The organism is Streptomyces sp. NPDC034049, from assembly GCF_055575575.1.
Genome location: NZ_JBVISJ010000003.1, coordinates 210,459 through 235,441 on the forward strand (window position 1 = coordinate 210,459; position 24,983 = coordinate 235,441).

At 72.1% G+C, this 24,983-nt stretch carries 22 protein-coding genes and 3 pseudogenes; 12 read left to right on the forward strand and 13 right to left on the reverse strand.

Annotated features, from left to right (window positions below):
- Positions 1–3: 3 nt before the first annotated feature.
- The 6 genes and pseudogenes from ACZ52C_RS10585 to ACZ52C_RS10610 form a co-directional block, all read right to left on the reverse strand.
- The gene (locus ACZ52C_RS10585) at positions 4–606 is read right to left on the reverse strand and encodes a hypothetical protein (RefSeq protein ID WP_469074352.1); all 603 of its coding nucleotides are present in this window, start codon (positions 604–606) and stop codon (positions 4–6) included.
- A gap of 31 nt (positions 607–637) precedes the next feature.
- Entirely contained in the window at positions 638–1,948 is a 1,311-nt protein-coding gene (locus ACZ52C_RS10590; protein WP_469074353.1) for a helix-turn-helix domain-containing protein, read from the reverse strand.
- A gap of 155 nt (positions 1,949–2,103) precedes the next feature.
- On the reverse strand, positions 2,104–2,649 hold the full coding sequence (locus ACZ52C_RS10595) for a hypothetical protein (protein ID WP_469074354.1): 546 nt from the start codon (positions 2,647–2,649) through the stop codon (positions 2,104–2,106).
- A 434-nt stretch (positions 2,650–3,083) separates the two neighbouring features.
- Positions 3,084–3,233 (reverse strand): annotated as a pseudogene (locus ACZ52C_RS10600) (GntR family transcriptional regulator); the annotation flags it as partial.
- Between the two features lie 184 nt (positions 3,234–3,417).
- Positions 3,418–3,639, reverse strand: coding sequence for a helix-turn-helix domain-containing protein (locus ACZ52C_RS10605; RefSeq protein ID WP_469074355.1), 222 nt, complete (start codon positions 3,637–3,639; stop codon positions 3,418–3,420).
- Positions 3,639–4,130 carry a DUF2975 domain-containing protein gene (locus ACZ52C_RS10610; RefSeq protein ID WP_045558686.1) on the reverse strand — a complete coding sequence of 164 codons (492 nt, stop codon included), beginning with the start codon at positions 4,128–4,130 and terminating at the stop codon, positions 3,639–3,641. Before ACZ52C_RS10610 ends, ACZ52C_RS10605 begins: the two co-directional genes overlap by 1 nt.
- 175 nt (positions 4,131–4,305) lie before the next feature.
- On the opposite strand from ACZ52C_RS10610, the gene ACZ52C_RS10615 reads away from it, so the two are divergent.
- Positions 4,306–4,797, forward strand: a complete 492-nt coding sequence (locus tag ACZ52C_RS10615; protein ID WP_469074790.1) for a DUF5990 family protein — start codon at positions 4,306–4,308, stop codon at positions 4,795–4,797.
- A gap of 380 nt (positions 4,798–5,177) precedes the next feature.
- Here the strand turns inward: ACZ52C_RS10615 and ACZ52C_RS10620 are convergent, their stop codons facing one another.
- A complete protein-coding gene (locus ACZ52C_RS10620; protein ID WP_469074356.1) occupies positions 5,178–7,238 on the reverse strand; it encodes an RICIN domain-containing protein in 2,061 nt (686 codons plus the stop codon).
- Positions 7,239–7,640: 402 nt separating this feature from the next.
- Between ACZ52C_RS10620 and ACZ52C_RS10625 the strand changes: the two genes are divergently transcribed.
- A complete protein-coding gene (locus ACZ52C_RS10625) occupies positions 7,641–8,672 on the forward strand; it encodes a LacI family DNA-binding transcriptional regulator (protein ID WP_469074357.1) in 1,032 nt (343 codons plus the stop codon).
- 4 nt (positions 8,673–8,676) lie between these two features.
- Here the strand turns inward: ACZ52C_RS10625 and ACZ52C_RS10630 are convergent, their stop codons facing one another.
- Positions 8,677–8,910, reverse strand: a complete 234-nt coding sequence (locus tag ACZ52C_RS10630) for a hypothetical protein (RefSeq protein ID WP_469074358.1) — start codon at positions 8,908–8,910, stop codon at positions 8,677–8,679.
- A 203-nt stretch (positions 8,911–9,113) separates the two neighbouring features.
- Here ACZ52C_RS10630 and ACZ52C_RS10635 point away from each other — a divergent pair, with 203 nt between their 5' ends.
- The 8 genes and pseudogenes from ACZ52C_RS10635 to ACZ52C_RS10670 all read left to right on the forward strand — a co-directional run bounded on the left by ACZ52C_RS10635 (position 9,114) and on the right by ACZ52C_RS10670 (position 16,442).
- On the forward strand, positions 9,114–10,406 hold the full coding sequence (locus ACZ52C_RS10635; RefSeq protein WP_469074359.1) for a sensor histidine kinase: 1,293 nt from the start codon (positions 9,114–9,116) through the stop codon (positions 10,404–10,406).
- Positions 10,403–11,290 (forward strand): response regulator, encoded by an 888-nt coding sequence (locus ACZ52C_RS10640; RefSeq protein ID WP_469074360.1) that lies wholly within the window; start codon positions 10,403–10,405, stop codon positions 11,288–11,290. Before ACZ52C_RS10635 ends, ACZ52C_RS10640 begins: the two co-directional genes overlap by 4 nt.
- 90 nt (positions 11,291–11,380) lie before the next feature.
- Positions 11,381–12,634, forward strand: coding sequence for a serine hydrolase domain-containing protein (locus ACZ52C_RS10645; protein ID WP_469074361.1), 1,254 nt, complete (start codon positions 11,381–11,383; stop codon positions 12,632–12,634).
- Between the two features lie 189 nt (positions 12,635–12,823).
- Positions 12,824–13,861 (forward strand): Rieske 2Fe-2S domain-containing protein, encoded by a 1,038-nt coding sequence (locus ACZ52C_RS10650; protein ID WP_469074362.1) that lies wholly within the window; start codon positions 12,824–12,826, stop codon positions 13,859–13,861.
- A gap of 29 nt (positions 13,862–13,890) precedes the next feature.
- Positions 13,891–14,241, forward strand: a complete 351-nt coding sequence (locus ACZ52C_RS10655) for a hypothetical protein (protein WP_469074363.1) — start codon at positions 13,891–13,893, stop codon at positions 14,239–14,241.
- Positions 14,241–14,446 (forward strand): annotated as a pseudogene (locus ACZ52C_RS10660) (hypothetical protein); the annotation flags it as partial. The gene ACZ52C_RS10655 and the pseudogene ACZ52C_RS10660, both read left to right, overlap by 1 nt.
- Positions 14,447–14,642: 196 nt before the next feature.
- Positions 14,643–16,185: pseudogene (locus ACZ52C_RS10665) on the forward strand (nuclease/transposase family protein).
- Between the two features lie 62 nt (positions 16,186–16,247).
- The gene (locus tag ACZ52C_RS10670; protein ID WP_469074814.1) at positions 16,248–16,442 is read left to right on the forward strand and encodes a hypothetical protein; all 195 of its coding nucleotides are present in this window, start codon (positions 16,248–16,250) and stop codon (positions 16,440–16,442) included.
- A gap of 97 nt (positions 16,443–16,539) precedes the next feature.
- Here the strand turns inward: ACZ52C_RS10670 and ACZ52C_RS10675 are convergent, their stop codons facing one another.
- The 4 genes from ACZ52C_RS10675 to ACZ52C_RS10690 form a co-directional block, all read right to left on the reverse strand.
- Positions 16,540–17,013, reverse strand: a complete 474-nt coding sequence (locus ACZ52C_RS10675; RefSeq protein WP_469074364.1) for a carboxymuconolactone decarboxylase family protein — start codon at positions 17,011–17,013, stop codon at positions 16,540–16,542.
- Positions 17,014–17,126: 113 nt separating this feature from the next.
- Entirely contained in the window at positions 17,127–17,945 is an 819-nt protein-coding gene (locus ACZ52C_RS10680) for a hypothetical protein (RefSeq protein WP_469074365.1), read from the reverse strand.
- Between the two features lie 25 nt (positions 17,946–17,970).
- Positions 17,971–18,504 carry an RNA polymerase sigma factor gene (locus ACZ52C_RS10685; RefSeq protein WP_469074366.1) on the reverse strand — a complete coding sequence of 178 codons (534 nt, stop codon included), beginning with the start codon at positions 18,502–18,504 and terminating at the stop codon, positions 17,971–17,973.
- 163 nt (positions 18,505–18,667) lie between these two features.
- Positions 18,668–19,168, reverse strand: coding sequence for a signal peptide protein (locus ACZ52C_RS10690; protein WP_469074367.1), 501 nt, complete (start codon positions 19,166–19,168; stop codon positions 18,668–18,670).
- Positions 19,169–19,423: 255 nt separating this feature from the next.
- On the opposite strand from ACZ52C_RS10690, the gene ACZ52C_RS10695 reads away from it, so the two are divergent.
- The gene (locus ACZ52C_RS10695) at positions 19,424–21,082 is read left to right on the forward strand and encodes an alpha/beta hydrolase (RefSeq protein WP_469074368.1); all 1,659 of its coding nucleotides are present in this window, start codon (positions 19,424–19,426) and stop codon (positions 21,080–21,082) included.
- 171 nt (positions 21,083–21,253) lie between these two features.
- Positions 21,254–21,859 (forward strand): ArsR/SmtB family transcription factor, encoded by a 606-nt coding sequence (locus tag ACZ52C_RS10700; RefSeq protein ID WP_469074369.1) that lies wholly within the window; start codon positions 21,254–21,256, stop codon positions 21,857–21,859.
- A 131-nt stretch (positions 21,860–21,990) separates the two neighbouring features.
- On the opposite strand, the gene ACZ52C_RS10705 is transcribed toward ACZ52C_RS10700, so the two are convergent.
- Entirely contained in the window at positions 21,991–24,939 is a 2,949-nt protein-coding gene (locus tag ACZ52C_RS10705) for a SpoIIE family protein phosphatase (protein ID WP_469074370.1), read from the reverse strand.
- Positions 24,940–24,983 lie beyond the last annotated feature (44 nt).

Genomic DNA, 24,983 nt, shown 5'->3' on the forward strand with positions numbered 1-24,983 from the left:
GGTTCATCCGCCGCGGGCGGCCCCCTCCGGCCAGACGACGTCCACGGGGATCCCGGCCGCCCGCGCCTCCAGCACGGCATCGGCGGTGCCACCGCCCTTGCCGGTGGGCGGCGTACCGTCCCAGACGGCCACGAGGCGGTCGGCCCGTTCGATCAGTACGGTGTTGGCGGCCTCGTAGGCCGGGCGGGCGGCCGTCTCGTAGGGCAGCCGGACGACCTCCTCGGCGGCCTCGATGAGCCGGTCGTACGAGGCCCCGTGCTCGGGCTCGACCGTGCGCCGGCGGTAGTCGCGCGAGGGCACGACGACGATCAGCCGCCCGCCGAGACCGAGCACGGCCTCGGCGAAGAGCGTGTCGGCCCCCTTGGCGATGCAGGACACCCCGACGAGGGGGCCGCCGGGGCCATTGGAGCCGGCGGAGCCGTTCTGGCCGCCCGAGCCAGCGGAGTCACCGGAGCCGTTCTGGCCGGCGTCCGCGGCGTACGGTCCGAGCAGCTCGGCCAGGGCCCGACGCACCAGTGGGACGGTGTGCTCGGTCAGATCCAGATGCCCGGTCACCGCGATGGCTGTCCGCCGTCGCGAGACCGGGACGCCCCTGGAGATGGTCATGAAACGATCACGCCTCCCTCGTACGGTGGATCTATTGGCCGTCGAGCGGCACCCAGGCCCGCTCTCCCGCATCGTTCGTGCCGTACCAGTAGTGCGGCAGGCCCTTGATGCCGGTGGTACGGAACGGGCGGCCGTCGTCGTCGATGCGGATGGTGCCCGCGCGGCCCTGGGAGGACCAGTCGAGTTCGAGGTACCAGCGGGCGTCGTAGGTCTGGGTCGTCGCGTCGACGTCCAGCACCTCCGGGTCCTCGGCGGAGACGCGGAGGGGGAAGCGTACGGCCGGGATGACGCGCCCGCCGTCGGCACCGTTCGCGCCGTCCTTCGGCCGGGCGTCCGGGCGGTCCTCGTCGAGGTCCACGGTGAAGCGGCGGGGCGTGAGATCGCTGCCGCAGCCCTGGCCCATGGAGTAGGCGTTCCCGTCGACGGGCGTGCCACGGCTGACGACACGGACGTGGAGCGCCTCCAGGACCACCGCCGCGGACGACCGCCCCTGCACCGAGATCCGCACCTTCGTCTGCCGCCCGTGCACCGCGCCCTGCGACGACGCCCACGCCTCGGCGTCCTGCTGGAGCGGCGGCGGAGGCACCTGCGCGGTCGGCTTGTCGATGACGTAGTCGTGGTCGCAGCCCTTGTCCCAGACGAGGCCGTCGACGTTCCAGGTGAGGGGCAGGTCGGCGGACGCCGTCTCCGACGGCTGTGTGGCCGGCGGTTTCGTCGAGCGGCCGGGGGCGCCGGGGGCGGTGGTCCGAGGGCCGGCGGAGCGGGAGGCGTCCGCCTCGGAGGAGTTGTCGTCCGACAGGGCGGACAGACTCGCGCCGGTGATGACGAGCAGGGCGCAGGCGGCGGCGGACGCCAGGACGCGGCGGTGACGGCGCCGAAGGGGATGGCGGTCGGCGGCCTGGCGGTCGCCGTCCCAATCCCCGTCTCCGTCCCCGTCTCCGGCCGTGTCCGGTGTGGGTGTGGGAAGCCCTTCCTGCACGGCCTGCACGGCCTGTACTGACGGCACTGACGGCACTGCCTGTACTGACGGCGTTGGCGGCACGGCCTCCACTGCTTCCGCTCCCGTCGGTGAGGCCGCCGTACGCACCCGCTGGCGGGCCGCCACCGCCGACAGCCAGAGCCGGTGCAGTTCGAGCCGCTCCTCGGGGGTCGCCCCGCAGAAGGTCGCGAGCCGCTCGACGGGCGCGAAGTCCTTCGGCACGCCCTCGCCCGCGCAGTACCGGTGCAGCGTGGAGACGTTCATGTCGAGTTGGCGGGCGAGCGCGCCGTAACTCAGGTCGGTGGTGTCCTTGAGCCGGCGCAGCTCCGCCGCGAACTCCTCCGCATCGTCCCGAATCGACATCGTTCCCCTGTCGTCCGCCCGCGATTCCGCATCCCAGGCCCTGATATCACTGCACGTCGGGTGAGCGGGGATGGTTCCGTCAGGGCCGGGCGGACGGCAGGGGAACCGGACGGGCGGAGGGCAGGGGAACCGGCCGGGCGGGGTGTGCTCGGCCGTCAGTGGGCGCTCTTGGTGGCGATGTCGGAGACGTGGTTGTACCGCTCGACGAGCACGTAGAGCTTGCTCTTCTTCATGGTCTTCCCACTGCCGAAGGTGAGCGTGACGGTGACCTCGTGCGCGTGCCCCATGCTGCCGTTGTCGGTCACCGTCCACCGCGCCGGGATGTTCTGGGCCCGCAGGACGCCGTCCGCCCCGTTCTTCTTCTCCCAGGCGGCCAGCCGCTTGGCGAAGTCGGGCGTCAGGTAGTGCTTGCGGAGCGCCTTGGCCAGCGCGGCGTCCGGGTCGGCGTAGTCGCCCTTCGCGTCGATGTACGCGCCGTAGAAGTCGGCGACGCGGGTCACCACGTTGCCGGGCGTGCCGGTGACGGACTTCGGCGCGGCGACGGCCGTCGTCGAGGCGGTGGCGGGTGCCGTCGCGACGGCCTGGACGGACGCCTGCGCCGGCCCCTGCGCCGACACACCGAGTCCGACAGCCAGGACGAGACCGGCGGCGGCCGCGCGGAGGGTGCTCGAACGGCGGCGTGCGGGGGACTTCCTGTTCATGTGCGTCTTCCTTCTCTGACTCTGATCGGTAAGGGGTTCGCCCGGCGTTCGGACAGTTCCGGCCGGGGCGACACCCAGAGCTTCGGGGACGCCGGAGACCACCACAACAGCTGCCGCCCCGTTCCCGGCGGCAGAACGGTCCCACCCTTGTTGACCTGCGGAGAAAGGGGTCTTGGGAATGCTCGGGGATACCTGGGACGCCGCCTGGCGCGCGCCCGTTCCCCTCACGGGCTCATGGGCTCATGGGGCTTGAGGGCTAGGGGGCTCGCGGGGCTCAGCCGACCGTCGAGGAATCCCCTGCGCTGGGAATGGCCACCCCGGTGCTGTCGAGGATGCTCAGTGCGCTGGACGATGGCGATCACCGGATCCACGACCATGTGCCCCCATGTTCGCTCAGCCGCCGAGCCGTCCGATCGCGGGCGAGCAGCGTGTGCTCAACTCGCGGGGTGCTCGACCGAGATCTCGTAGGCGATCTCCCACCGCACGTCCGGCACGGTGATGTCCGCCGTCTCGACGGGGCGTCCGTCGCGGTCGTAGTAGGTGCGCTCGATACGGGTCAGCAGCTCACCGACACTGACTCCGAGGCGACCGCCCCGGACTGCCGCCGACCGGTCCAGGCCTCACCCGGGGCGGCACACATCATCGGGCGCGCGTAGGCAGTACCTGCTCGGTCGGTGGCCCGTCGGGCCCTCCTCCCTCCCGGCATGCCTCGCTGCCGTCTGCCGGGGAGGAGGGAGGAAGCGAGAGGCGCGAGGTGCGGAACCATGGTCATGCGTCCGCGGCGTCCTCCGCCTCCCAGCGCAGCAGGTCGCCCGGCTGGCACTGGAGCACCTCGCAGAGCGCGGCGAGCGTCGCGAAGCGCACCGCCTTGGCTCGGCCGTTCTTGAGTACCGCCAGGTTGGCGGGGGTGATGCCGACGCGGTCCGCGAGCTCGCCCACCGACATCTTCCTCCTGGCCAGCATCACGTCGATGTCGACGGCGATCGGCATCAGATCACCTCGTCCAGCTCGGCCTGCATCTGTGACGCCTCGACGTCGCGTGCGACGGCCTGGGCGAGCAGCATCCGCAGTACGAGGACGATGAGCGCGACCCCCAGGATGGCCACGCCGACCCCGCCCATGATGACGGTGACGCCCGGGTCGTCCCGCTGGCCCGGCGCGTTGACGGCCGTGACCACGAACCACAGGAGGGCAGCCCCGACGATCGCGCCGATCACGCCGTCCACGTACCGGAAGGCGGCGTGGGAGAAGACGGTTCCGCGTCGCACCATCGTCACCAGCCGCCATACGCAGATCAGGGCGACCTGGGCCGACAGCATGCCCAGGGCCGTGATCACCCGTAGCGCGGTCAGCGGGAGCGAGCCGTCCTCCGGGTCGTTCCCGCTGACCAGTGTCCACACCATCAAGGCCTGCACGAACACGGTGCCGACGAGCACCACCGCGAGCACGGCGCGCAGCGCACGCACGGTCAGCTTTCCCATGACCCACCATCCCATCGAAGCACGATGGGAATCTATCGAGATTCGATAGATGAGGCAAGGGGTGGGAGGAGGGGAAGGGGCAGCGACGATGCCTGCTGCTCATGGCGGCGGCGAGGGTCGACCTCACCTGTCCGAGGACGAACTGCTCGTCACCGCTACCCGGCCGGAGCAGCGGATGATGGCAGGTATGCGCATCCGTATCGACGCCGTCGACCTGCCCGGCCGCACCTGCCCGGCCCCCGCCGACAGTAACGTCCCCGCCTACGGCAACGTCCACGTCGCGGTGCAGCGCCGCGGCCGTCCGGCCGAACTCCTGGATCCGCAGCCCGGTGACGCCGCGTCCGCCACCTGGACCCTGGAGTGCAACGCGACCGCCTCGCCGACCGGCACCGAGGTGAAAGGCCCGTACATACAGGACCGCTTCGGCCACCGGTTCATCTACCTGTCCTGGGGCACGGTCGACGCCTCGGGCGCCTTCACCATGTTCCGCCGCGCCAAGCTCATGCTCGACGCCGTCCCCGCCGACACACTCGCCGCCGCCGCACGCGACGGCCTGCTGGTCGGACGCCTCGGCCTGACCGATCCGCACGGCAACCCCCTGTACGCACGCGTCACGCCCCCGCACATCACCTGGACCGCCGAGGCCGCCGGCCAGGGCCTGTCCTGAGCGAGTCCTGAGCGAGTCCTGAGCGAGTGGCCGCGGACATCGAGGAACTGGGTGCCGACGGCGTTGCCGGGGGCGAGCGCGGTGGCGCGGGGCACCAGAAGACGGGCGAGCGCGTCGGTCACAGTGCGGGACAGCTCGGGGCGGCACACCAGCAGGTCGGACGTGCCGATGGTGGCGTCGCCGCCCGCCGTCCGGTACGCGCCCTGCGGCAGCGTCACCTCCTCCAGACCCGAGTCCGCCCAGTGATCACCCAGCGAAGTCGGCCTGGCTCCGCACGAGTCCATGAAGGAGCCCCGGGTCGATCCTGCTCGACCCGGGGCTCCCCGTGGGACGTCATGGTCCCCCGATGTCCGGTTGTGGTGGCGTGGCGGGCGGCGGTTCTACGAAGCCGGGGCCGCCGTCACGTCCGTCAGCTTCCAGCGCTGGTTCAGGCCCGAGTTCGGGGTCCAGACTCCGACGCCCGCGCCGTCCGTCGTCGACTGGCCGTAGACGTCCGGGAGTTCGCCGGTGGCCACGTTGACCAGGGTCCAGGTGCCGTCGCCCGTCGAGGACAGGATCCACTGGGCGGCCTCGTCACGGGTGGCCGTGTCGCGTTCCGCCGCCAGGGAGCCGAAGCGGATGGCCAGGCGCTTGTGCGACGTCGTCTCCGTCAGGGCGTAGCGGGTGCGGTTGTCGGTCGCGCCCTTGCCGATGCGGTCCAGGGTCCACTGCTGGGTGTTGCCGGCCGCGGTGCTCGGCGTCTTGATGACCAGGCTCTTGCCGTCGGGGCCGACGGACAGGTTCTTGCTGCTCTGGACGCCCGTGAAGGTGTAGGTGTGGTTGTCCTGGAGTTCGGCCTTCGACGCCGCCACCCCCGAGACACCCTTCACCAGGAACGACGTCACCGACTGCGCCGGAACCGTGATCGTCGCCTTCTTGCCGGTGACCTTGACGGCCTTCTTGCGGATCAGCTTGCCGGCCGCGTCCGTGACCACCGGGGTGATCGTCGCCGTCTTGGCGACCTTGCCGAACTTCGACAGGTCGACCGTCACCGCACGCGACTCGGTGGTGCTGTTGACGTGGACGACCGTCGCCTTGTCGCCCTTCTTCGCGACCGCGGCCGTGCTCGACTCGTCGTTGGTCTTGATCAGACGGTCGCCCGGCTTGATGTAGTGCGTGAAGTTACGGGCCGTGTCGAACTTGGTGTTCGTGTAGATCGGGCAGCTCTTGAGGGTGTCCTTCTTCCCGCAGGAGAACGAGAGCTGGATCGAGCCCCAGTTGCCGCCCTTGGCGGACTCGCCGCCCGGCTTCATGTTGTCGTAGTCCTCGACCGGCTGCCAGAAGACCCAGGCCTGGGGCTCCAGTTCACGCAGGTCGTCGACGATGCGCTGCGCCAGGCCCAGGCCGGGGCGCATGTCGGTGAAGCTCTGGCCGTCGCCCCAGTCGCCCTCGACCTCGCTCATCCACAGCGGCTTGTCGGCGGCCTTGGCGAGGTCGCGGACCGTGGTGCGCTGGCTGGTGCCGTAGGTGTGGACGTTCATCTGGTCGACGAGGTCGCGGACCTCCTGGGGGTAGGAGTTCCAGTTCGTGGCGAAGGTGCCGGGGTTCGTCTCGTCCATCGCGGAGATCGTCGCGTGGCTGCGGGAGTCGTCCAGGACCGGGCCGAGCGCCTTGATGACCTTCTGCTGTAGCTCGGGGCCTATGTGGGCGCCCTCCTGGCGGCCTCCGGTCGGCTGGCCGTCGGCGCCGAGCTTGGTGCCCCAGTAGTTGGTGTTGGGCTCGTTGAACGGGTCGAGGGTGTCGACCTTGATGCCGTGCGCCTTCTCCAGGCGCTCGGTGGCGCCGACCAGGTACTTGGCGAAGTCCTCGACCGACTCCTCCTTCAGCTGGTCCTTCGACGCGTCGAAGCCGCCGGAGACGTAGCCGCTCTCCGTCATGAACCACGGCGGGGAGTTGCTGAAGGCCTCCCAGTGCGTGATGTCCTTCTTGATGCGGTCGACCCACCAGCGCTGGGTGGCGTCGGCGTTCTTGTTCCAGTCCTTCTTGTCGTCGGCGCTCCACCAGTCGACGTCCTCGCGGGTGGTGCCCGCCGGGGCCTTCCACCAGCCCTCGACCGCGCCGCCGGCCCGCAGGTAGTCCTTGACGTCGGGGGCGTTGCCGCCGCCGATGTTGTAGCGGGCGATGTTGAGGTTGAGGCCGTCCTCGCCGAAGAGGAGCTTGGCCAGCTTCTCGCGGATCGCGGGCGGGTAGTCGCCGGTCGCGTTGGCGAACCAGACCAGGCTGGTGCCCCAGCCCTCGAAGCTCTGGCCCTTGTAGGAGGGGTCGGGGCTGACCGTCACCGACGCGGCCGCGGTGTCGGCGTGCGCCATCGGCAGGGAGGTCGTGGCCATGGCCGTGCCCGTGGCCAGGGCTGTGATGCCGATGGCCCCGAGGAGCCGTCTCGTACGGGTGCGGTGTGCCATTCGAGTACTCCAACTCTTCCGTGTGCCGCGTCCCGGCGGAACATAGAGATCGGGGCCCGCGTGGTGCGGTTCGGCGGGGTGCTTCTGGTGGGGCTGCGGGTGGGGCTCCAGGAGTCCCGTGGGGCTCTTGGTGGTGCTCCCTGCTGGGGCTCTTGAGGCTCCGGGTGAGAGCTTCTGGTGCCTTTTGGTGCGCTCTCGTATGATTTGTCGCGGTGAATGTTTACGTAAACATTCACTGAGGCGGATGTCTACACTGTGCGAATCTCGGCGGTCAAGGATCCGTCAAAGATCGATGGATCAACCCGTTTGTCGCGGCGAGGCGGAAGAGTCGGGGGAACCCAGGTGGACACGACCGACAGTCGTACGAGGAGACGCACGGGGCGGCCCCGCCAAGGGCCCTCCATGGGCGATGTCGCGCGGGTCGCCGGGGTCTCGGCCCAGACCGTCTCCCGGGTCTCCAACGGGTTCGCCGGCGTCAACGAGGACACCCGGCGCCAGGTGCTCGCCGCGATGCGCGAGCTGGGGTACCGGCCCAACAGCGCGGCGCGGGCGCTCAGGCGCGGGGAGTTCCGGACGCTCGGGGTGATCACCTTCTCCCTCTCCACCCTCGGCAACATCCGCACGCTCGACGCGATCGCCACGTCCGCCGCGCGGGAGGGGTACGCCGTCACGCTGCTGCCCGTCGCCGTGCCGACGCAGGACGAGGTGAACGGGGCGTTCTCGCGGCTCGGGGAACTGGCCGTGGACGCCGTGATCGTGATCATGGAGGTGCATCTGCTGGACGCGGCGACCGTGTCCGTGCCGCCCGGGGTGCAGGTCGTGGTCGCCGACTCCGACGCCGGGGACCGGTACACCGTCGTCGACACCGACCAGGCGGGGGGCGCGCGGGACGCCGTACGGCATCTGCTGGAGCTGGGGCACGGGACCGTGTGGCACCTGGCCGGGCCCGAGGACTCCTTCGCGGCGCAGCGGCGGGCGAACGCGTGGCGGGCCACGCTCGCCGAGGCGGGCGTGGCGGACGCGCCGCCGCTCGTACGGGGCGACTGGTCGGCCGAGTCCGGGTACCGGGCCGGGCTGCGGATCGCCGAGGAGGCGGACTGCACGGCCGTGTTCGTCGCGAACGATCAGATGGCGCTGGGGTTGCTGCGGGCGCTGGACGAGCGGGGGCGCCGGGTGCCCGAGGACGTGAGCGTGGTCGGGTTCGACGACATTCCCGAGGCCGCGTCCTTCCTGCCGCCGCTGACCACCGTCCACCAGGACTTCGCGGAGGTGGGGCGGCTGTGTGTGGAGGGGGTGCTGCGCAAGATGCGGGAGGGCGGACAGGGAGAACCGGGGGTGCCGGGGCAGGGCGGCGAGGAGCACGGGACGACTCTCGTGCCCACCCGGCTCGTACGGCGACGGAGTACGGCACCGCCGCCGGGTGCCGGCGGCTGAGCGCTCAGCCGCCGCTCGTCGTCCCCTGACGCCGGTCGGGCCGCGGCTCGTCCCTGGTGCCGAACGCCCTGTGCAGGCGGCCGAGTTCCCAGAGGAGGTAGCCGCTGGCTCCGGCGAACGGGAACCAGGTGCCCAGGTGGAAGACGAGCACCGGCATGTACAACAGGCCGACCAGGACGACGAACTTGAACAGGATGGCTGTGTACGGCTCGTTGTGCGGTGCGTCGTGTTCGGCCATGATGTGCCCTCCCCTGCCCTGGACCGGCACTCGGCGCGATCCCCCGCACGGCCCCCCGGCCTCTGCCTCGCCATGATGCCTCCGGGACGACGGCACCGCGAGGGCCGACGACGGCTGCGCCACGTATCTTCACAAACGCTCGGTTTTTCTTCCGGTGCGCCTGGCCGCGCGCGTCGGTCCAACTCGCCCCCCGCAGCACGCGGATGACCCGTCCCTGTGCGGGTCGCCCGTTACGGTGTGCTGTCGTGAGTGGCATACGGGGTGGGTGTGGGGGCGGGCGGGGGGCTCGGGGATGGTGGGTGTGGGGGCGGGGGGTCGCGGAGCGGTGGCCTTGGGTGGTCGATGTCGGGGTCGCGCTGTTGGTGCAGGGGGCCATGACGATGCCGTTCGTGGTGCCTCGGGCGGCCGGGCTCGCGCCGGCGACCTGGGCCGCGTACGGGCTGACCACGCTCACCGTGGTGCCGCTGGTGTGGCGGCGGCGGGCTCCGCTCGCCGTGCTGCTGGGGATTCTGGTGGCCAGCATGGTCTACAAGCTCACGCTCGACGGACCCGGGCAGCCCCTGCCGTACAACGGGCTGGTGATCGTCTACACCGTCGCCGTCCTTTCGCCGCCCTGGAAGCGGCTGGTCAGCGGGGTGCTCGTGCTGGTCGCCGTGCCCGTCGGAGTGTGGCTCAACACCCGGTCGGCGCGTGAACTGACCTTCTCCGCCTTCGTGTTCGCGGCGGCCTACGTCCTCGGGCGGCTCACCGACGCCCGTCAGCGCGCCCATCGGGTCGAGGCCGAACAGGCCGCCGCGCGTGAACGGGCCCGTATCGCACGGGAGATGCACGACATCCTCTCCCACGCCGTCAGCCTGATGATCGTGCAGGCGGAGGCCGGTCCCGTGGCGGTGCGTACGGCGCCGGAGCGGGCCGAGGCCGCCTTCGACGCGATCTCCGAGACCGGGCGCGACGCCATGGTCCAGCTGCGGCGGATGCTGGGCCTCCTGCGCGACAGCGAAGGCGGAGGCGGCGGAGGGGGAGGCCGCGACGAGGGGGAGGAGCGTGCGGGGTACGCGTCGGGGCTCGCGCCCCGTGCGCCGCAGCCCGGGGTCGGGGAGCTGCCCGCGCTGTTCGAGCGGGTGCTGGGCAGTGGGCTCGTGGTCCGGTACGAGGTGGTGGGGGCGGAGCGGGGGCTCCCGGGGGCCGTCGGCGCGACCGTCTTCCGGGTCGTCCAGGAGGCGCTGACGAACACGGTCAGGCATGCGGGGGCCCGTACGGTCGACGTTCGACTCACTTACGGTGACGCCGACTTGGGAATACGGGTGCTCGATGACGGGCGTGGGCCCCGGGCGGGGTCCGGCGGCGGTGGGCACGGGCTCGTCGGGGTGCGGGAGCGGGCCGCCGCGCACGGGGGTACGGCGGAAGTCGGGGCCGGGCCCGGCGGGCGCGGGTTCGAGGTGCGGGTGCGGATACCCGTGCCGGCCGTGGTGGCGACGGAGGGGGTGGGGCGTTGACCGGTCAGCCGATCCGGGTGGTCGTGGCCGACGACCAGGAGCTGGTGCGGAGCGGGTTCGCGTTGATCCTCGACGTGCAGCCGGACATCGAGGTGGTCGCGGAGGTGGGGGACGGGGCCTCGGCCGTCGAGGCCGTGCGGCGGCACGGCGCCGACGTGGCCCTGCTGGACATCCGCATGCCACGGATGGACGGGATCGAGGCGTGTCGGGCCCTCACGACCGGTGCGGACCGCGCAGTTGCAAGGGGCGGCACGGGCAGCGGCGAGGCCGGCCCCGACGGTGGGCGTGGTGGATGTCGGGTGGTCATGCTGACGACCTTCGACTCCGACGAGTACGTGTACGAGGCCCTGCACGCGGGGGCGAGCGGGTTCCTGCTCAAGGACGTCCGGCGGGACGATCTCGTGCACGCCGTGCGCGTGGTCGCGCGCGGGGACTCGCTGCTCGCGCCGTCCGTCGCCCGGCGGCTGGTGGAGCAGTACACCCGGCCCTCCCCCACCGTCGCGCGGGCGCGGCGGCCCGACCCCCGGCTCGACGTGCTGACCGGGCGGGAGCGGCAGACCCTGTTGCTGCTGGCGCGAGGGCTCTCCAACGCCGAGATCGCCGCCGAACTGTTCGTCAGCGATCACACGGTCAAGACCCATGTCGGCAACGTGCTCGCCAAGCTCGGCCTGCGCGACCGTATCCAGGCGGTCATCTGCGCCTACGAGACCGGGCTGATCTCGGCGGGCGAGGCGTCGCTCGGGGCCGACGGCACCTCACTCGGCGCGGCCACGGACGCCGAGCCCCAGGACGCGGTTCCCCCGCGCGGGGCCGGGAGTCCCCCGTCCGGGGGAGTCTCCCGGCCCTGGTCCTCCCCCGCGTCGGCGAGGAAAAGGCGCCGCTAGGACCGCTCGCTCGGGCGATCCGCGCGAAGCCGCCGGTCGGAAGGATATGGGCCACGACCACAACACCGGCCCGCGTCCGAGGAGTTGACCATGCCGAGCACGGAGAGCACGGAGAGCACGAAGAGCAACAAGGGCACGCAGAGCGCCAGGGGCACCACCCGTGCGCTGCTCGCCGCCGCCCTCCTCCTGGGGGTGGCCGCGGGGCCCACGGTGCTGCCGGCCACCACGGCGACCGCGGCCTCCCCCACCGCTCCCACATGGTCGCGTTCACCGGCGCGGACGGATCCCGGCCTCGCCGCCGCCATGGAGGCCGCCATCGCCCAGCTGCCCTCCGCCGACGCCACCGCCGCGCTCGTGCGGGTCGGGGGGAGCGAGGGGGTGTGGCGCGGCAGCTCGGGCGTGCGCGACCTCACCAGCGGCCGGGCGGCCGATCCGCAGGGCCGTTTCCGGGCCGGGTCGGTGACCAAGGTGTTCACGGCGGCCGTGGTGCTGCAACTGGCCGCCGAGGGGAGGGTCGACCTCGACCGGAGCGCCCGCTCGTATCTGCCGGAGCTGATTCCGGCGTCGTACGCCGGTGTCACCGTCCGGCAGTTGCTCGACCACACGCACGGCATCCCGGCGCCCGACTTCCCGTGGACGACCGTCGAGGGGGCGTACGCGAACCGCTTCGTGGTCCACGACCCCGAGGAGATGGTGCGGTCGGCGACCGCGAAGGAGCCGGAGTTCGCGCCGGGGGACGAGCAGCACTACCTCAACATCGGGTACACGGTCGCCGCGCTGATCGTCGAGCGGGTGACCGGGGACACGTACGAGGACCAGCTCGCGGGGCGCGTGCTGCGGCCGCTCGGGCTGCGGGACACGTACGTCCCGGGGGCCGATCCGCGCATCGTCGGCCCGCACAACCACGGGTACCAGCGGATGACGCTCGACGACGGGACGACCGGGCTGCGGGACGTGACCGTGTGGGGTGCGACGGACGCGTGGGCGGCCGGGGACCTCGTCTCGACCACGGCCGATCTGGAGCGGTTCACCAAGGCGCTGTTCCGGGGGCGGATCGTGCCGCGCGGGCCGGTGCTGGAGGAGATGTTCACCGTGCCGGAGGTGCCGGACCACACGACGGGCCGGCCGGCCGACTACGCCGTGGGGCTGGCACGGAAGGTGCTCGGTGGGCGTGAGGTGTGGGGCAAGACCGGGGGCCGCTGGGGCTACAACAGCGCCATCGCCTCCACCCGCGACGGCTCCCGCACCCTCGTCTACAGCGTCAACTCCACCGACGCCAAGGGCAGCACCATGAACAAGGTGGCCATGAACGTGATGGTGGCGGCGTACGGGATGCCGTCGTGACGAGCAAGCGGACCATCAACTTGCTTGTTTCGCACGCTAGTTGAGGGCACCGGTCCGGTTCGGGCCATTAGCATCAGCGGCATGCGTATGTGTCGGAGCCATGACAGCCGGGACCGGGCAGCTCGGAAGCGGGCCACTCGGGACCTGGGCCGGGACCAGGACCGGGATCCCCGCGCCGACACCTGTCCGATGCCGAGCGTGCCGTACGGGTGGTACGCCGTGCTGCGCAGTGCGGAGTTGCCGGCGGGGAAGGTCGTCGGTCTGCACTACTTCGGGCGGGCGCTGATCGCCTTCCGCGGGGCGGACGGGCGGGCCGCCGTGCGGGACGCGCACTGTCCGCACTACGGCGCGCATCTGGGCGTCGGCGGGAAGGTCGTGGACGGGACGGTGCAGTGCCCGTTCCACGGGTGGCGGTTCGGGGCGGACGGGCGGTGCGTGGAGGCGCCGTTCGCCGTCCGGACGCCCAAGGTGTCGATCGGCGGCTTCCCGGTGCGCGAGCACAGCGGGCTCGTCCTCGTGTACGTCGGGCCGGGCGGAGTGGGCGGGGCGGGCGAACCCGCGTGGGAGGTGCCGGAGATCGAGGAGGCGGGGTCGCGGCGGTTCGCCTCGCCCATCGACGACACCTGCCGCGCGCGCATCCACATTCAGGAGATGCGCGAGAACATCGTCGACGAGTCCCACTTCCACTTCATCCATGGGCAGAGCGAGCCGCCGGTCCAGGAGTGGCGGGAGGACGGGCCGTTCGCCGAGGCGCGCGGGACGATCAGCCGGCGGGTGTTCGGCCGGGACATCCACAACACGTTCGACGCGTTCATGTACGGGCCGGGCGTGATGGTGGTCCGGGCCCACGGGCCGGTGCTGTCGGTGACCGCCGTCGCGCTGAGCACGCCCGTCGACGACCGCACGAGTGAGCTGCGGATGCTGTACTACCTCCGCAAGCCCCGCCGGCTCCCCTTCCTCACCCCGCTGTTGAAGCTCGTCTTCCGGGCGGAGGCGCTGGGCGAGGTGCGGGAGGAGGTGCGGATCTGGGACCACAAGATCCATCAGGCCCGGCCGGTGCTGCTGCCGCACGAGAAGGGGATCAGGGCGCTGCGGCGGTGGTACGCGCAGTTCTATCCGGCGCCTCCCGGCGGGGCCGCCCGGTCCGGGGTGGGTGGGGAGGGTGGGGCGAACGACCCGGCCGAGGCGGCCCGGTCGGAGGTGGTCGGAGGTCTGTCGGAGGTTTAGGCGCACCGGCCAGGTCCTAGGCTCCCGGCATGGAGCGATCCGAGATCATGCAGCGCGTCGTCGGGATTCTCACCGAGGCGGTCGAGGTGCGGCGGCAGACCCGCGAGAACCCCGGTGTCGAGGTGGCGTTGACGGGGGCCGTCTCCGCGCTGCTCGTGGAGACCCTGCCCAAGATCGAGCTGCCCGCCGACGCCTCACCCCAGGAGGCCGCGCACATCGTCACCGAGGCCCTGGCGCCGGCGATCGTGGCCCTGGCCAACTGCTTCTCCTACGCCTTCGTCCATCTCGCCGAGGTGCACGACGAGGGGCGGACCGACATGACGGCGGCCGACGTCCTGCGGGCGCTGTCCCTCCAGTTGGCCCAGCGGGACGGGGAGTAGGGAGTTCGTTCCCGGTCAACTCGGCCGGTCAGACGCCCGGTTCTGGCGGCGGGGACGGGGGCGGCGACGGCGGCTCCACCGAGCCCGGCCCCGTCCGCGTCCACGACATCCAGGACACCACCCGGCTCTCGCCTCTCACCGGGCAGACGTCACCCGTGTCCCCGGCATCGTGACCGGCGTACTGAAGTCCGGCTCGAAGGGGTTTGGAGCTGCTGGCGTTGGAGTGCGTTCAAGAGCGTTCTGGTGAGCGGGGGTGAGTGTGGATGGTCTGTGTCGTGCCGCGCTCGTTGGTTGTGGTGCTGGTGTTCGGTGGGGAACTGGCGTTCTCTCATCGAGTGTGTGACCTTCATGGGCGGTGCTCGTTTCCCATGGCGACCAGATCTTCGGGTGGGGGTGACGAGGTGGGTGAGCTGAGGAGCATCGCAGCGCCGTTCGTCGTGTCCGGGCCGTCCGGTGTGGCCGTCCGGACCCGGCTCAAGCACCTGGCGCCGGGCGATGAGAAGGTGCTGCGTCTGGTGGGGGCGCATCTGGGGTCGCTGGCTTCGCGGGATCTCAAGGCGCGCTGCCGGGACGGCATGGAGCGCTCCGCCCAGGCGTGGGCGGTCCGCAAACGGGAGCTGACACCCGCCTCGTCATCACGCTGGGCGGGCAGTATCACCAAGGCCACGCATGACCAGTGGGCGCTGGCCCGCCGCTGCCAGTCGGCGCACCTGCAGAGCCTGGAAGCGGGGATCCGCACGATCGAGGCTCGGCTGGCGCTGCCGGTCGGGCAGAGGGGGAGCGGAAGGCGCCGGAGGGTTACCGGTCGCGGCGGAAGTGGCATGCGAAGGCGCGGCGGCTGCGGGTGCTTCAGGACCGGCTGGCCGCCGTGCGAGCCGATTGGGAGGCCGGCATCGTGCACGTCGTGCGCGGCGGCAGACGCCTGGCCCGCACCCGCCACCACCTCGACGAGGCCCAGCTCACGGAATCCGTGTGGCGTGGGCGGTGGGAGGCGGAGCGCTGGTTCTGCCAGGCGGACGGGGAGTCCGGCAAGCGTCACGGCAACGAGACCATCCGCGTCAGCCCCGACGGCGAGGCCGGGCGATCGCCTACCGCATCCACTACGACACCGGCCGGGGCCGCTGGTATCTGACCGCGTCCTGGCAGATCCCGCCCACCCCCACCGTCCCGATCGAGGCGGCGCTCGCCCACAGCGTGATCGGCATCGACATGAACGCCGACCTCCCCCACGCTCGGCTTCGCTCGCGCGGGGGGACCCCCACCGCCGCCTGGCGCCTCGATGCTCACGGCAACCCGGCCGGCAGCCCGCGCCGCTTCTCCTACGACCTGACCGGCCCCACGGGACACCGTGACGCCCAGGTCCGCCACGCCCTCACCCGCCTCCTGTACTGGGCGAAGACCTGCGGTGCGCAGGCGATCGCGGTCGAGGACCTGGACTTCGCCACCGAGAAGACCCGGGAGAAGCACGGCCGCCGCACACGCTTCCGCCAGCTGGTTGCCAGCATGCCCACCGGCAGACTCCGCGCCCGGCTGGCCTCGATGGCCGACCAGACAGGTATCGCAGTCATCGCCGTCGACCCTGCCTATACCAGCCGCTGGGGTGCCCAGCACTGGCAGAAGCCCCTCACCACGGCAACCCGTAAGACGACTCGCCATGAGGCTGCTGCCGTGGCGATCGGAAGGCGCGCCCAGGGACACCCGGTCCGGCGACGGACGGCACCGCCCCCACACGACCGGAGTGATCGTGCGGGGCATCGGACCGTCCAGGCCCGACCAGGTCTTCCCGGGCGTGAGGAAACCCGCCCCCGCATCCCCGGACCACGGACACGATCCGTGCCGCCCGGACGCGGAGCGAACGCGGGCAACCAGAACGCCCAACACCGTCCGGGGCGTTCGGCCGAGCACGAGACCTGGCAACAGGACTCACTCCCGCTCAGCCTTTAGGGACGGTACTGGATCCAGGACCCGCAGGCCCGACGGCGCCCCGTATCGGTGAAGGTGTCTTCGTGTACACAGGGTCGGCGGACCCGGCCGTGGCGGTCGCGGGCAACTCGCAGACCCTGGACCACATCCTGACCAGCCCGGCCGTCACGCACTTCGACTACGACGTGGTGCACATCAACGCCGAGTTCGCCGACCAGGCGAGCGACCACGACCCGCAGATCGTGCGGATCGACGTGGGCAGGTGCCGCCGGAGCTGACCTGGGCAGACGGCGCCGCGACTGACCTCCCGCGGCACAGAACCCCCGGGCCGTTCGCGTGGAACGGCCCGGGGGTTCGCCCATGCTCGGTGAGAGATCAGCCGAACATGCCCACCTGGTAGTCGCCCGCCGGCTGCTGCACCATGACGTTCAGCCGGTTGAAGGTGTTGATGAGGGCGATCAGCGCCACCAGGGCGAGGAGCTGGTCCTCGTCGAAGTGCTTGGCCGCGTTCTCCCAGACCTCGTCGGGGACGCCGCCGGCCGCGTCGGCGATCCGGGTGCCCTGCTCGGTCAGCTCCAGCGCGGCGCGCTCGGCGTCGGTGAAGACCTTGGCCTCCCGCCAGCCGGCCACCATGTGCAGCCGCTGGGCGGTCTCCCCGGCGTGCGCGGCCTCCTTGGTGTGCATGTCGAGGCAGTACCCGCAGCCGTTGATCTGGCTGGCCCGGATCTTCACCAACTCCTGGAGGGAGCTGGGCAGTTGGGTCTCATTGATCACCTTGTCGGCCCCGACGAGGTGCTTGACCAGCTTGCCGGCGACGGGGTTGCCGAGCAGGTTCAGACGGGCTTCCATGACGGGCTCCTCGTGTCGTCGTATGCGGTGACGACACAAGGACGGACCGGCCCCGGGCGGATGTGACATCGGCGCATGTGATGCCCGTCACACACCCGGCCGCCGTGTCACGGCTACGGCAGGTCCGGGCTCTGGATCGTGCGGGTCGTGCCGTCGGTGAAGGTGAGGGTGACCGTGCCGGTGAGCAGGCCGTCGGGGTCGCCCTCGGGCCACCAGGCGGTCCAGCGGCCGTCCTGGAGGGTGGCCCGGACGGTGTGGCCCCGGTCCCGGAGGGTGACCTTCTCGACGTCCGCGCCGACGGATCCGACGGCGTAGTTCACCAGGGCGGAACCCTCGCCCCGGGCGCCGTAGGTGTCCAGTTCGATGCCGTCGGCGGGGAGGTCGAGCACCCGGTCGACGGCCATCGTGACCCCCGCGCCGTCCGAGCCGGCCAGGCAGTAGACCGCGTCGCCGCCCCGGCTGACCACCATCGAGGCCACGCTGCCCCGGATGTCCGCGTTGCTGACGCCGACGGGGCCGGAGCCGTAGTCCTCGGTCAGGTCCAGGCAGATCTTCTCGGCCGCCGCGCCCTCCGCGCCGGCCGAGTCCAGGCTGCTGGGGGTGCCGGTCCAGCTCGCCAACTCGGCCGTGGGCAGCGGGCCTTGGTCGCCGATGCCCGGCAGGCCGGAGAGTCCGCCCGTGGCGGTCAGCACGGCGAGGCCGGCCACGAGCGCGCCGGCCGCGGTGAAGGAGAGGCGGCGGACGAGGGGCCGGCGGGGGGCGGGGCGGACCGAACGGCTCGCGGGCTCGGTGTCGAGGAGGATCGCGCGCAGCAGCGTCTCCTCGCGGTCGATCTCGGCGGCGGTCCACTCGGTGCGGGGGGCGGCGTCGAGGGGTGCGAGGCGGGCGAGCAGGGTGTCCTGCGGGGCGGTGGTGTGCGTGTTCTCGTTCATGTCTCGGGGCTCCTGTCCGGAAGGCTCAGAACGTCGTGGCAAGGGCGGGCGTCGTCGCGTCGGCGGTGCCGAGGCGGGCGGCGAGGCGGCGTTTGGCCCGGGTCAGGCGCATGGCGTACGCGGCGCGGGTGCAGCCGAGGACCTTGGCCGCGTCCTTGGCGGAGAGCTGCTCCCACGCCTGGAGGGCCAGGACCTCCTGGTCGGCCGGAGTCAGCGCCTGCCAGGCGGCGGCGAGGTCCATCCGGCCGCCCACCAGCGCGGCCGGGTCGGCGGCCCGGGTACTGCCGCCGGTCTCGACGGCCCGTTGGACGCGGACGGCCAGCGCGGTGTGCCGGCGCATGCCCCGGCTGTCGTTGAGCATCACCTTGCGGGCGGTGCCGAACAGCCAGGGCCGCGGGTCGTCGGGGAGTTCATGGCGCCTGCGCCAGGCCGCGAGGAACGTCTCGCCGACGATGTCGTCGACGTTCATGGGATGGGCGCGACGACGGACGAACCTCAGCACGTCCTCGTAGTGCGCCCGGTACACGTCCGTGAACTGGGCCGCTGTGGTGATGGGCATGACTTCCTTCCGTGGCTTCTGCCCGTACGTGTCCAGGAGGGCCCGAGGTGCAACAGGTGCGACGGAGAATGTTCGTGGAGTGCCTGTACGGCCCCACGCGAAAGGGCCGGGCCCGCTCCGGGGAGCTGGGTCCGGCCCTGGTCGCGGGCGGTGCGGCGGTCGGTCAGTAGAGCGCGATCCTCGGGTGGACCGTGCCCTCGGCCGCCGGGTCGGTGACGGTGACGCGGTAGACCTCGGTGAGGCCGGCGCCCGCCGGGAGCGTGCGCCGGGCGGTGCTCAGGTCGGTGAAGAGGGTGCCGGTCTGGCTGCCGAGGCCCACGGCCTGCCAGCAGCCGCCGGCGGTGCGGCGCTCGACCCGGACGTCCGCCGGGTCGAGGAAGGGGCCGGCGTCCGGCGACTCCACCAGGAGCTGCGGGGCGACGGTCCGGTCGGCCGCCGAGTCGTTGCGGTAGGTGACGGTGACCTCGTGGCTCGCGCCGTCCGCCGCGAGCGGGCTGGTGGCGAGGTCGACGAAGTCGACGGGTATGGACGACGTCTGCGGGGCCGAGGAGACGGGGGTGGTACCGGGCGTCGCCGCCGCGGCGGGCCCCGCGAGGGCGAGACCGGCGGCCGCGACCGCCACGGCGAGGAGGGCGACCCTGAGACGGCTGTTCTTGACTGACACGTGCGCGGATCCTTCGTGATCGTGGGGGGTTCCGGCCGGGCCCAGCACTGGATCACCGGCCAGGGACGTCACCCACAGTACGAAGTGATCGCCTCCGACGGTAACTACCGCCGGGTATTGGAGAGATTGCGCGGAAGGTCGGCCACAGCGGCACCTCTCTGGCGCTTTTCCCCTCTTCTCCGTTAGACATGCTCCGGCCCCACATCGACCAGTGGGTTGCCGAAAGCACGGATTTCCCAGGGGGGAAACACATCCATGACCACTTATCGGTCCCCATCGAGACGTCACTCCCGGCTCAGACTCGTCGGCGCCGCCGTGACCGCGCTCGTCCTCGCCGCGACGGGTACGGCGACCCAGGCGATGGCCGCGCAGAGCACCACGCAGGAGGCGGGATCGGGGAAGACCCCGCCGCCGCCCGTGCCCACCCTCGCCTGGGCCGACTGCCAGGGCGGGTACGAGTGCGCCGACGCGCAGGTGCCGCTGGACTACCGGGCGCCCGAGGGCAGGAAGATCACGCTCGCGGTCGTCCGCAAGAAGGCCGCCGACCCGGCCAAGCGCAAGGGCACGCTCTTCATGCAGCCCGGCGGCCCCGGCAACTCCGGCGTGGACTTCGTCCGCAACAACTACGCCGGCCTCCCGGCCGCCCTGCGTGAGTCCTTCGACGTCTTCGGCTACGACGTCCGTGGTGTGGGCCGCAGTTCGGCGCTCACCTGCTTCGACGACGCCCGCTACACCAAGGCCGTCACCGACGCCAAGGGCGTCCCCGGACCGGACGCCTTCGGCCCGGCGCTGCGCGAGGCGGCCGAGTTCGACCAGGCGTGCCTCGACAACTCCGGCGACCTGCTGCCGTACGTCGGCACGGAGTACGTCGCCCGTGACATCGACCTGCTGCGCCAGGCCCTCGGTGAGGAGCAACTGACGTACTACGGGCGGTCGTTCGGCTCGTACATCGGCACCGTCTACGCGGCGATGTTCCCGAAGCGGGTGCGGGCGCTGACCCTCGACGGGGCCTACGACCCGTACAAGTACGCCTACCGCCCCTACGCGTACGACCGGGCCCAGTACCAGGCGCTGGACGGTTCGATGAGCCGCTTCCTCGACTGGTGCGCCTCCGACCCGGCGATCTGCGGCTTCGGCGACGGCGACCCGCGCGGCGCGTTCGAGCAGCTGAAGAAGGACCTCGACGCCAACCCCGTCACCACGGCGAGCGGCGGCAAGGCCAACGGCTACACCCTGGTCTACCGGCTGATGTTCAACATCAACGAGGGCAAGGTCATCTGGCCCTCGCTCGGCGCGGCGCTGAAGAAGGCGCAGGCGCGGGACAACACCTCGTTCCTGCTGCGGCCGCCGTCCCCGGCGAGCTTCGACTTCCTCGGCCCGAACGTGGTCGTGGAGTGCGTCGACAAGGAGTACCCGAAGAGCCTGCGCAAGCTGGAGCGGAACGTCACGGCCAACGCGAAGGACGCGCCGCTGCTGGGCCCGGCCATGGCGTTCGGCCCGCCGACCTACGACCACCAGCACGCCACCGCGTGCGTCCAGTGGCCCGCCGAGAAGGTCAGCCGCTACGAAGGCTCCTTCCGGGCCAAGGGCTCGGCCCCGATCCTGGTCCTCGGCACCACCGGTGACCCGGACACCCCGTACCAGGACGCGGTCGCGCTGTCCCGGCAGCTGGACAACGCCGCGCTGGTGACGTTCGACGCCGAGGGCCACACCGCGTTCGGCCGCAGCCGCTGCGCGACGGACGCCGTCATCGACTACCTCGTCGACCTGAAGGTCCCGGCCTCCGGCACCACCTGCGCCGACGAGACCCAGCCGCCGTCCTCGACCCCGAAGACGGCCCCGCCCGGCACGACCCTGGGCGAACTGCGCAACGGCGTCAACGAGCGCGTCGAGCGCATCGACGCCGTGAGCTGACCGGCTCGGCGCACCGCTCGACCCCATGGGCCCACGGCTCCATGGGCTGACCGACCGACACGGACCCCGGGGCGCCCGCCCCTCCACTCACGGCGGGCGCCCCGGGGTTCCCCCATGTCTGCGACTCGTCCGCGGCACGGCGAGCCGCACGGATCTGGGGGGAGCGGGCCGGTGGGGCTGCGGATCCACTTCACGTACGACGACCTGGCCAGGGTGGTCCTGGCCGAGGAACCCGACCCGCTGTGGGAGGGGCTGCTCAGCCTGCACCTGCCGCAGAACCGGGACGGCGCCCTCGTCTTCGGCCGCTGGCGCCGGGCGTCGCGCGGCCTCTTCGACCCGGAGCTGCCGAGGCTGCGCCACCTCGCCCCGCCGCGCGGCTACTCGGCGGACTTCCTGACCCCCGCTGGGGCGGCCGGATGCCTGGAGGCGAGCCTCGACGCGATGCTCGCCACGCCCCGCGCCCGGCTGCGGACCGACCTGACGGAGCTGTCCCTCGCCCGTCCCCTGCCGGGCTGGGCCGGACCGGCGCGGGCCGCCGTGCTGGAGGAGGTGGCCGACGGCCGCACCACGAGCGAGGTGGCGGCCCAGGTGGGGTGCAGTCCGGCGACCGTCAGCCACCATGTGGCCGTGCTCCGGGAGTCGGGGCTGCTGACCAGCCGGCGGATCGGCGGTGCCGTGCTGCACACCGTCACCGTCCTCGGTGCCGACCTCCTCGAAGGCGGCACGACCTGCGGCATTCGACCACCCTCGAAAGCCGTGGCACGCGCCGAACGATGACGGTGATCATGCGGCGCGGCGGCCCCGGGCCCCACGCGATCCGACGTGCCCGCACCCGGCCGAAGACCGGCGGCCGCACCACGAGCGAGGTGGCGGCACGGGTGGGGTGTACGCCGTCAACTGGGCCCCGTCTACTCCCTCCGCAACTGTTGATCGAGCAAGTTCTCGACCTCCGGGTCGCCGAACGGCAGCGAGTCCAGGTCTCCGTCGAAGTCGGCGGGGACCAGGAGCTGCCGCTCCGGCGGCCCGGACGGCGCGGCGGGCCGGGGGTCGGGGCCGGTGAGGGACTGTTCGGTCCAGATGCACTTGCCGGTGGCCGTGTAGCGGGTGCCCCAGCGCTGGGAGAGCGCGGTGACCAGCTGTAGGCCCCGCCCGCCCTCGTCGGTGTCGCCGGCCCTGCGTATGCGGGGCATGGTGAGGCTGCCGTCGAAGACCTCGCAGACCAGCGCGGGGCCGTGCAGGAGACGCAGCCGGACCGGGCCCTTGGCGTGGCGGACGACATTGCCGACGAGTTCGCTGGCGAGCAGTTCGGTGGTGGGCGCCAGCTCGTCCAGGCCCCAGACCGCGAGCTGTTCGCGGACGTGGCGGCGGGCCTGCGCGGCGGCCCTCGGGTCGTCGAGGAGGGACCAGCAGGCCATCCGGTCGTCGGTGAGCGCGTGCAGCCGGGCGACCAGGAAGGCCGCGTCGTCGGCCGCCGCGTGCTCGGCGGGCAGCAGGCCGTGGGTGAGGGTGTCGCAGAGGCGTTCCAGGTCCGCGGCGGTGCCGTCCCGGTGGGCCGTGCGCAGCAGCCGTGCCAGGTCGGCCATGCCCTCGTCGATGCCGCGTCTCGCCGACTCGACCAGCCCGTCGGTGTAGAGCACCAGCAGACTGCCCTCGGGCACGCTCAACTCCACGGTCTCGAAGGGTGGTTCGGCCGCGCCGAGCGGCGGGTCGGCGGTCCACTCGGGAAAGCGCACGGTGCCGTCGGGGAGGACCACGGCCGGGGGCGGATGCCCGGCCCGGACGAGGGAACAGACCTGGGTGGTGGAGTCGTAGAGGGCGTACAGGCAGGTGGCGTACGAGTCCTCGCCCATGGAGCCGACGATGTCGTTGAGGTGGCCCATGATCTCGTCGGGGGGCAGTTCGAGGTCGGCGAGGGTGTGCACGGCCGTGCGGAGGCGGCCCATGGTGGCGGCCTCGGACAGGCCGTGGCCCATGACGTCGCCGACGACGAGGACGACCTGGCCGCTGGAGAGCGGGATGACGTCGTACCAGTCGCCGCCGACGTCCATGCCCTGCCCGGCCGGCAGATAGCGGGCCGCCGACTCGCAGGCGGCGAGGGCCGGCAGGTCCTGTGGGAGCAGGGCGCGCTGGAGTTCGCGGGACCGGGTGTGTTCGAGGTCGTAGAGGCGGGCGCGTTCCAGGGACTGTGCGAGGAGGGCGCTGATCGCCGTCAGGAGGGTGCGTTCCTCGTCGGTGAGGCGGCGCGGCCGGTCGAAGGAGACGACGCACACGCCGAAGGTGTGGTCGGACGCGGTCAACGGCAGGAAGGCCCAGGCCTGTTTGCCCGAGCGGGCGGGCAGGTCGGCGTGCTGGGGCACATGGGCGGCGAACTCCGCCGGGGAGGAGAGGAAGATCGGGGTGCCGGTGGTGACGGTGTCCCACACCGGGCCGTACGGCGTCCGGGGGCGGTGGTTGACGAAGTCGATGAAGTCGGGCGCGTAGCCGACGGCGCCGACGTTGTGGAGCCGGCCGTTCTCGACGGTCTGGACGAGCAGACCGCTCGCGCCGAACGGCGGCAGCACCCGCGAGGCGACCGCGTCGACGACGTCCTGCGAGGTGGTCGCCTTGGCGAGCGCGGCGGTCAACGCGGCGATGCGGTGGGCCCGTTCGGAGGCCGCGCGCTCGGCCTCGCGGCGCTCCTCCTCGTGCCGCCGTCGCTCGGTGACATCGGTGAAGTAGATGGTCCGGCCGTCGGGCCCGGGGACCAGCCGCAGATGGTAGACGCGGTCGCGGTCCGGCACATGGACGTCGAACCCGGCGGGCTTCTCCTCGGCGGCGGCCGCCCGGCAGCGGCTCTCCAGGCACGGCGTCTCGCGCACCGACGGCAGGTCCCACAGGTGCCGCCCGCGCAGCTCCTCCTCACAGAGACCGAGGGTGCGTTCCGCGACCAGGTTGACGAAGGTGATCCGCCAGTCGTCGTCGACGGCGAGGAAGCCGTCGCTCATGTGCCGCAGCGCCCGGCCGACCGCGTCCCGGGCGGAGCGCGCCTCGTCGCTCTCCCAGCCGACGCCGATCATCCGGTCGGGTGCGCCGTCCTCGTCGTAGGTGGCCCGGCCGCGCGCCCGGGTCCAGCCCCAGGTGCCGTCGAAGCGCCGTACGCGGTACTCCGCCTCGTAGACGGTGTGATCGCGGATCGCCCGCTCGGCGGCGGCCAGGGTGGGCGGGAGGTCGTCGGGGTGGACGATCCGCATCCAGTTCTCGATCTTGCCGGTGAACTCGGCGGGCCGGGTGCCGTAGAGCTGGAGGGCGGCCTCGTCCCAGATCAGGTCGCCGCTGCGGATGTCCCAGTCCCAGGAGCCGACGCTGACCTCCTTCAGCGCCTGCCGCAGCCGCTCGGCGTCCGGTTCGGCGGGGGCGGGGCCGGGCGGCGGGGCGGCCCGGGCCATGCGGTCCTCGGTCCAGTCGACGACGGCACGCAGGAAGTCCCATTGCAGACCGGTGGGTTCGCCCCGGTCGCCGGTGAGGACGGTGAGCGCGCCGACCGTGCGCTCGCGGCCGGAGACGGGTAACGCGGCGAGGCCGGTGCCGGGCCAGGCGAGGGCCATGGAGCCGAGCGGGGACCACACGCCCCTGCCCTGGTGCAGGGCGCGGGCCGGGGGCAGCGGGCCCTCCTGGTCGATGATCTCCCAGGGGCGGGTCAGGGCGGGCGGGAGGCCGGTGACCGACACCAGACGCAGGGCCGACATGGGGCCTCTGAGATGGAACATCGCCCCGAGAGCGCCGAGTTCGCCGACCGCGTGCTGGAGCGCCAGCCGGAAGACCTCGCTCTCCGCGACACCGGGATCCACCGTGCTGAGCAGGGCCAGCCGTGCGTTCATACGGCAGACCCTAACGTTCTACTCACACGTAAGGCAGTCCGCCA

Coding starts and splice junctions, on each gene's coding strand:
- ACZ52C_RS10605 (WP_469074355.1), bottom strand. CDS start 3,639: ATGCCGATCGCCGTCGACATCGACGTGATGCTGGCCAGGAGGAAGATG.
- ACZ52C_RS10680 (WP_469074365.1), bottom strand. CDS start 17,945: ATGAACGAGAACACGCACACCACCGCCCCGCAGGACACCCTGCTCGCC.
- ACZ52C_RS10585 (WP_469074352.1), bottom strand. CDS start 606: ATGACCATCTCCAGGGGCGTCCCGGTCTCGCGACGGCGGACAGCCATC.
- ACZ52C_RS10610 (WP_045558686.1), bottom strand. CDS start 4,130: ATGGGAAAGCTGACCGTGCGTGCGCTGCGCGCCGTGCTCGCGGTGGTG.
- ACZ52C_RS10620 (WP_469074356.1), bottom strand. CDS start 7,238: ATGGCACACCGCACCCGTACGAGACGGCTCCTCGGGGCCATCGGCATC.
- ACZ52C_RS10650 (WP_469074362.1), top strand. CDS start 12,824: ATGCCGAGCGTGCCGTACGGGTGGTACGCCGTGCTGCGCAGTGCGGAG.
- ACZ52C_RS10595 (WP_469074354.1), bottom strand. CDS start 2,649: ATGAACAGGAAGTCCCCCGCACGCCGCCGTTCGAGCACCCTCCGCGCG.
- ACZ52C_RS10630 (WP_469074358.1), bottom strand. CDS start 8,910: ATGGCCGAACACGACGCACCGCACAACGAGCCGTACACAGCCATCCTG.
- ACZ52C_RS10695 (WP_469074368.1), top strand. CDS start 19,424: ATGACCACTTATCGGTCCCCATCGAGACGTCACTCCCGGCTCAGACTC.
- ACZ52C_RS10590 (WP_469074353.1), bottom strand. CDS start 1,948: ATGTCGATTCGGGACGATGCGGAGGAGTTCGCGGCGGAGCTGCGCCGG.
- ACZ52C_RS10615 (WP_469074790.1), top strand. CDS start 4,306: ATGATGGCAGGTATGCGCATCCGTATCGACGCCGTCGACCTGCCCGGC.
- ACZ52C_RS10655 (WP_469074363.1), top strand. CDS start 13,891: ATGGAGCGATCCGAGATCATGCAGCGCGTCGTCGGGATTCTCACCGAG.
- ACZ52C_RS10635 (WP_469074359.1), top strand. CDS start 9,114: ATGACCCGTCCCTGTGCGGGTCGCCCGTTACGGTGTGCTGTCGTGAGT.
- ACZ52C_RS10675 (WP_469074364.1), bottom strand. CDS start 17,013: ATGGAAGCCCGTCTGAACCTGCTCGGCAACCCCGTCGCCGGCAAGCTG.
- ACZ52C_RS10625 (WP_469074357.1), top strand. CDS start 7,641: ATGGGCGATGTCGCGCGGGTCGCCGGGGTCTCGGCCCAGACCGTCTCC.
- ACZ52C_RS10645 (WP_469074361.1), top strand. CDS start 11,381: ATGCCGAGCACGGAGAGCACGGAGAGCACGAAGAGCAACAAGGGCACG.
- ACZ52C_RS10685 (WP_469074366.1), bottom strand. CDS start 18,504: ATGCCCATCACCACAGCGGCCCAGTTCACGGACGTGTACCGGGCGCAC.
- ACZ52C_RS10705 (WP_469074370.1), bottom strand. CDS start 24,939: ATGAACGCACGGCTGGCCCTGCTCAGCACGGTGGATCCCGGTGTCGCG.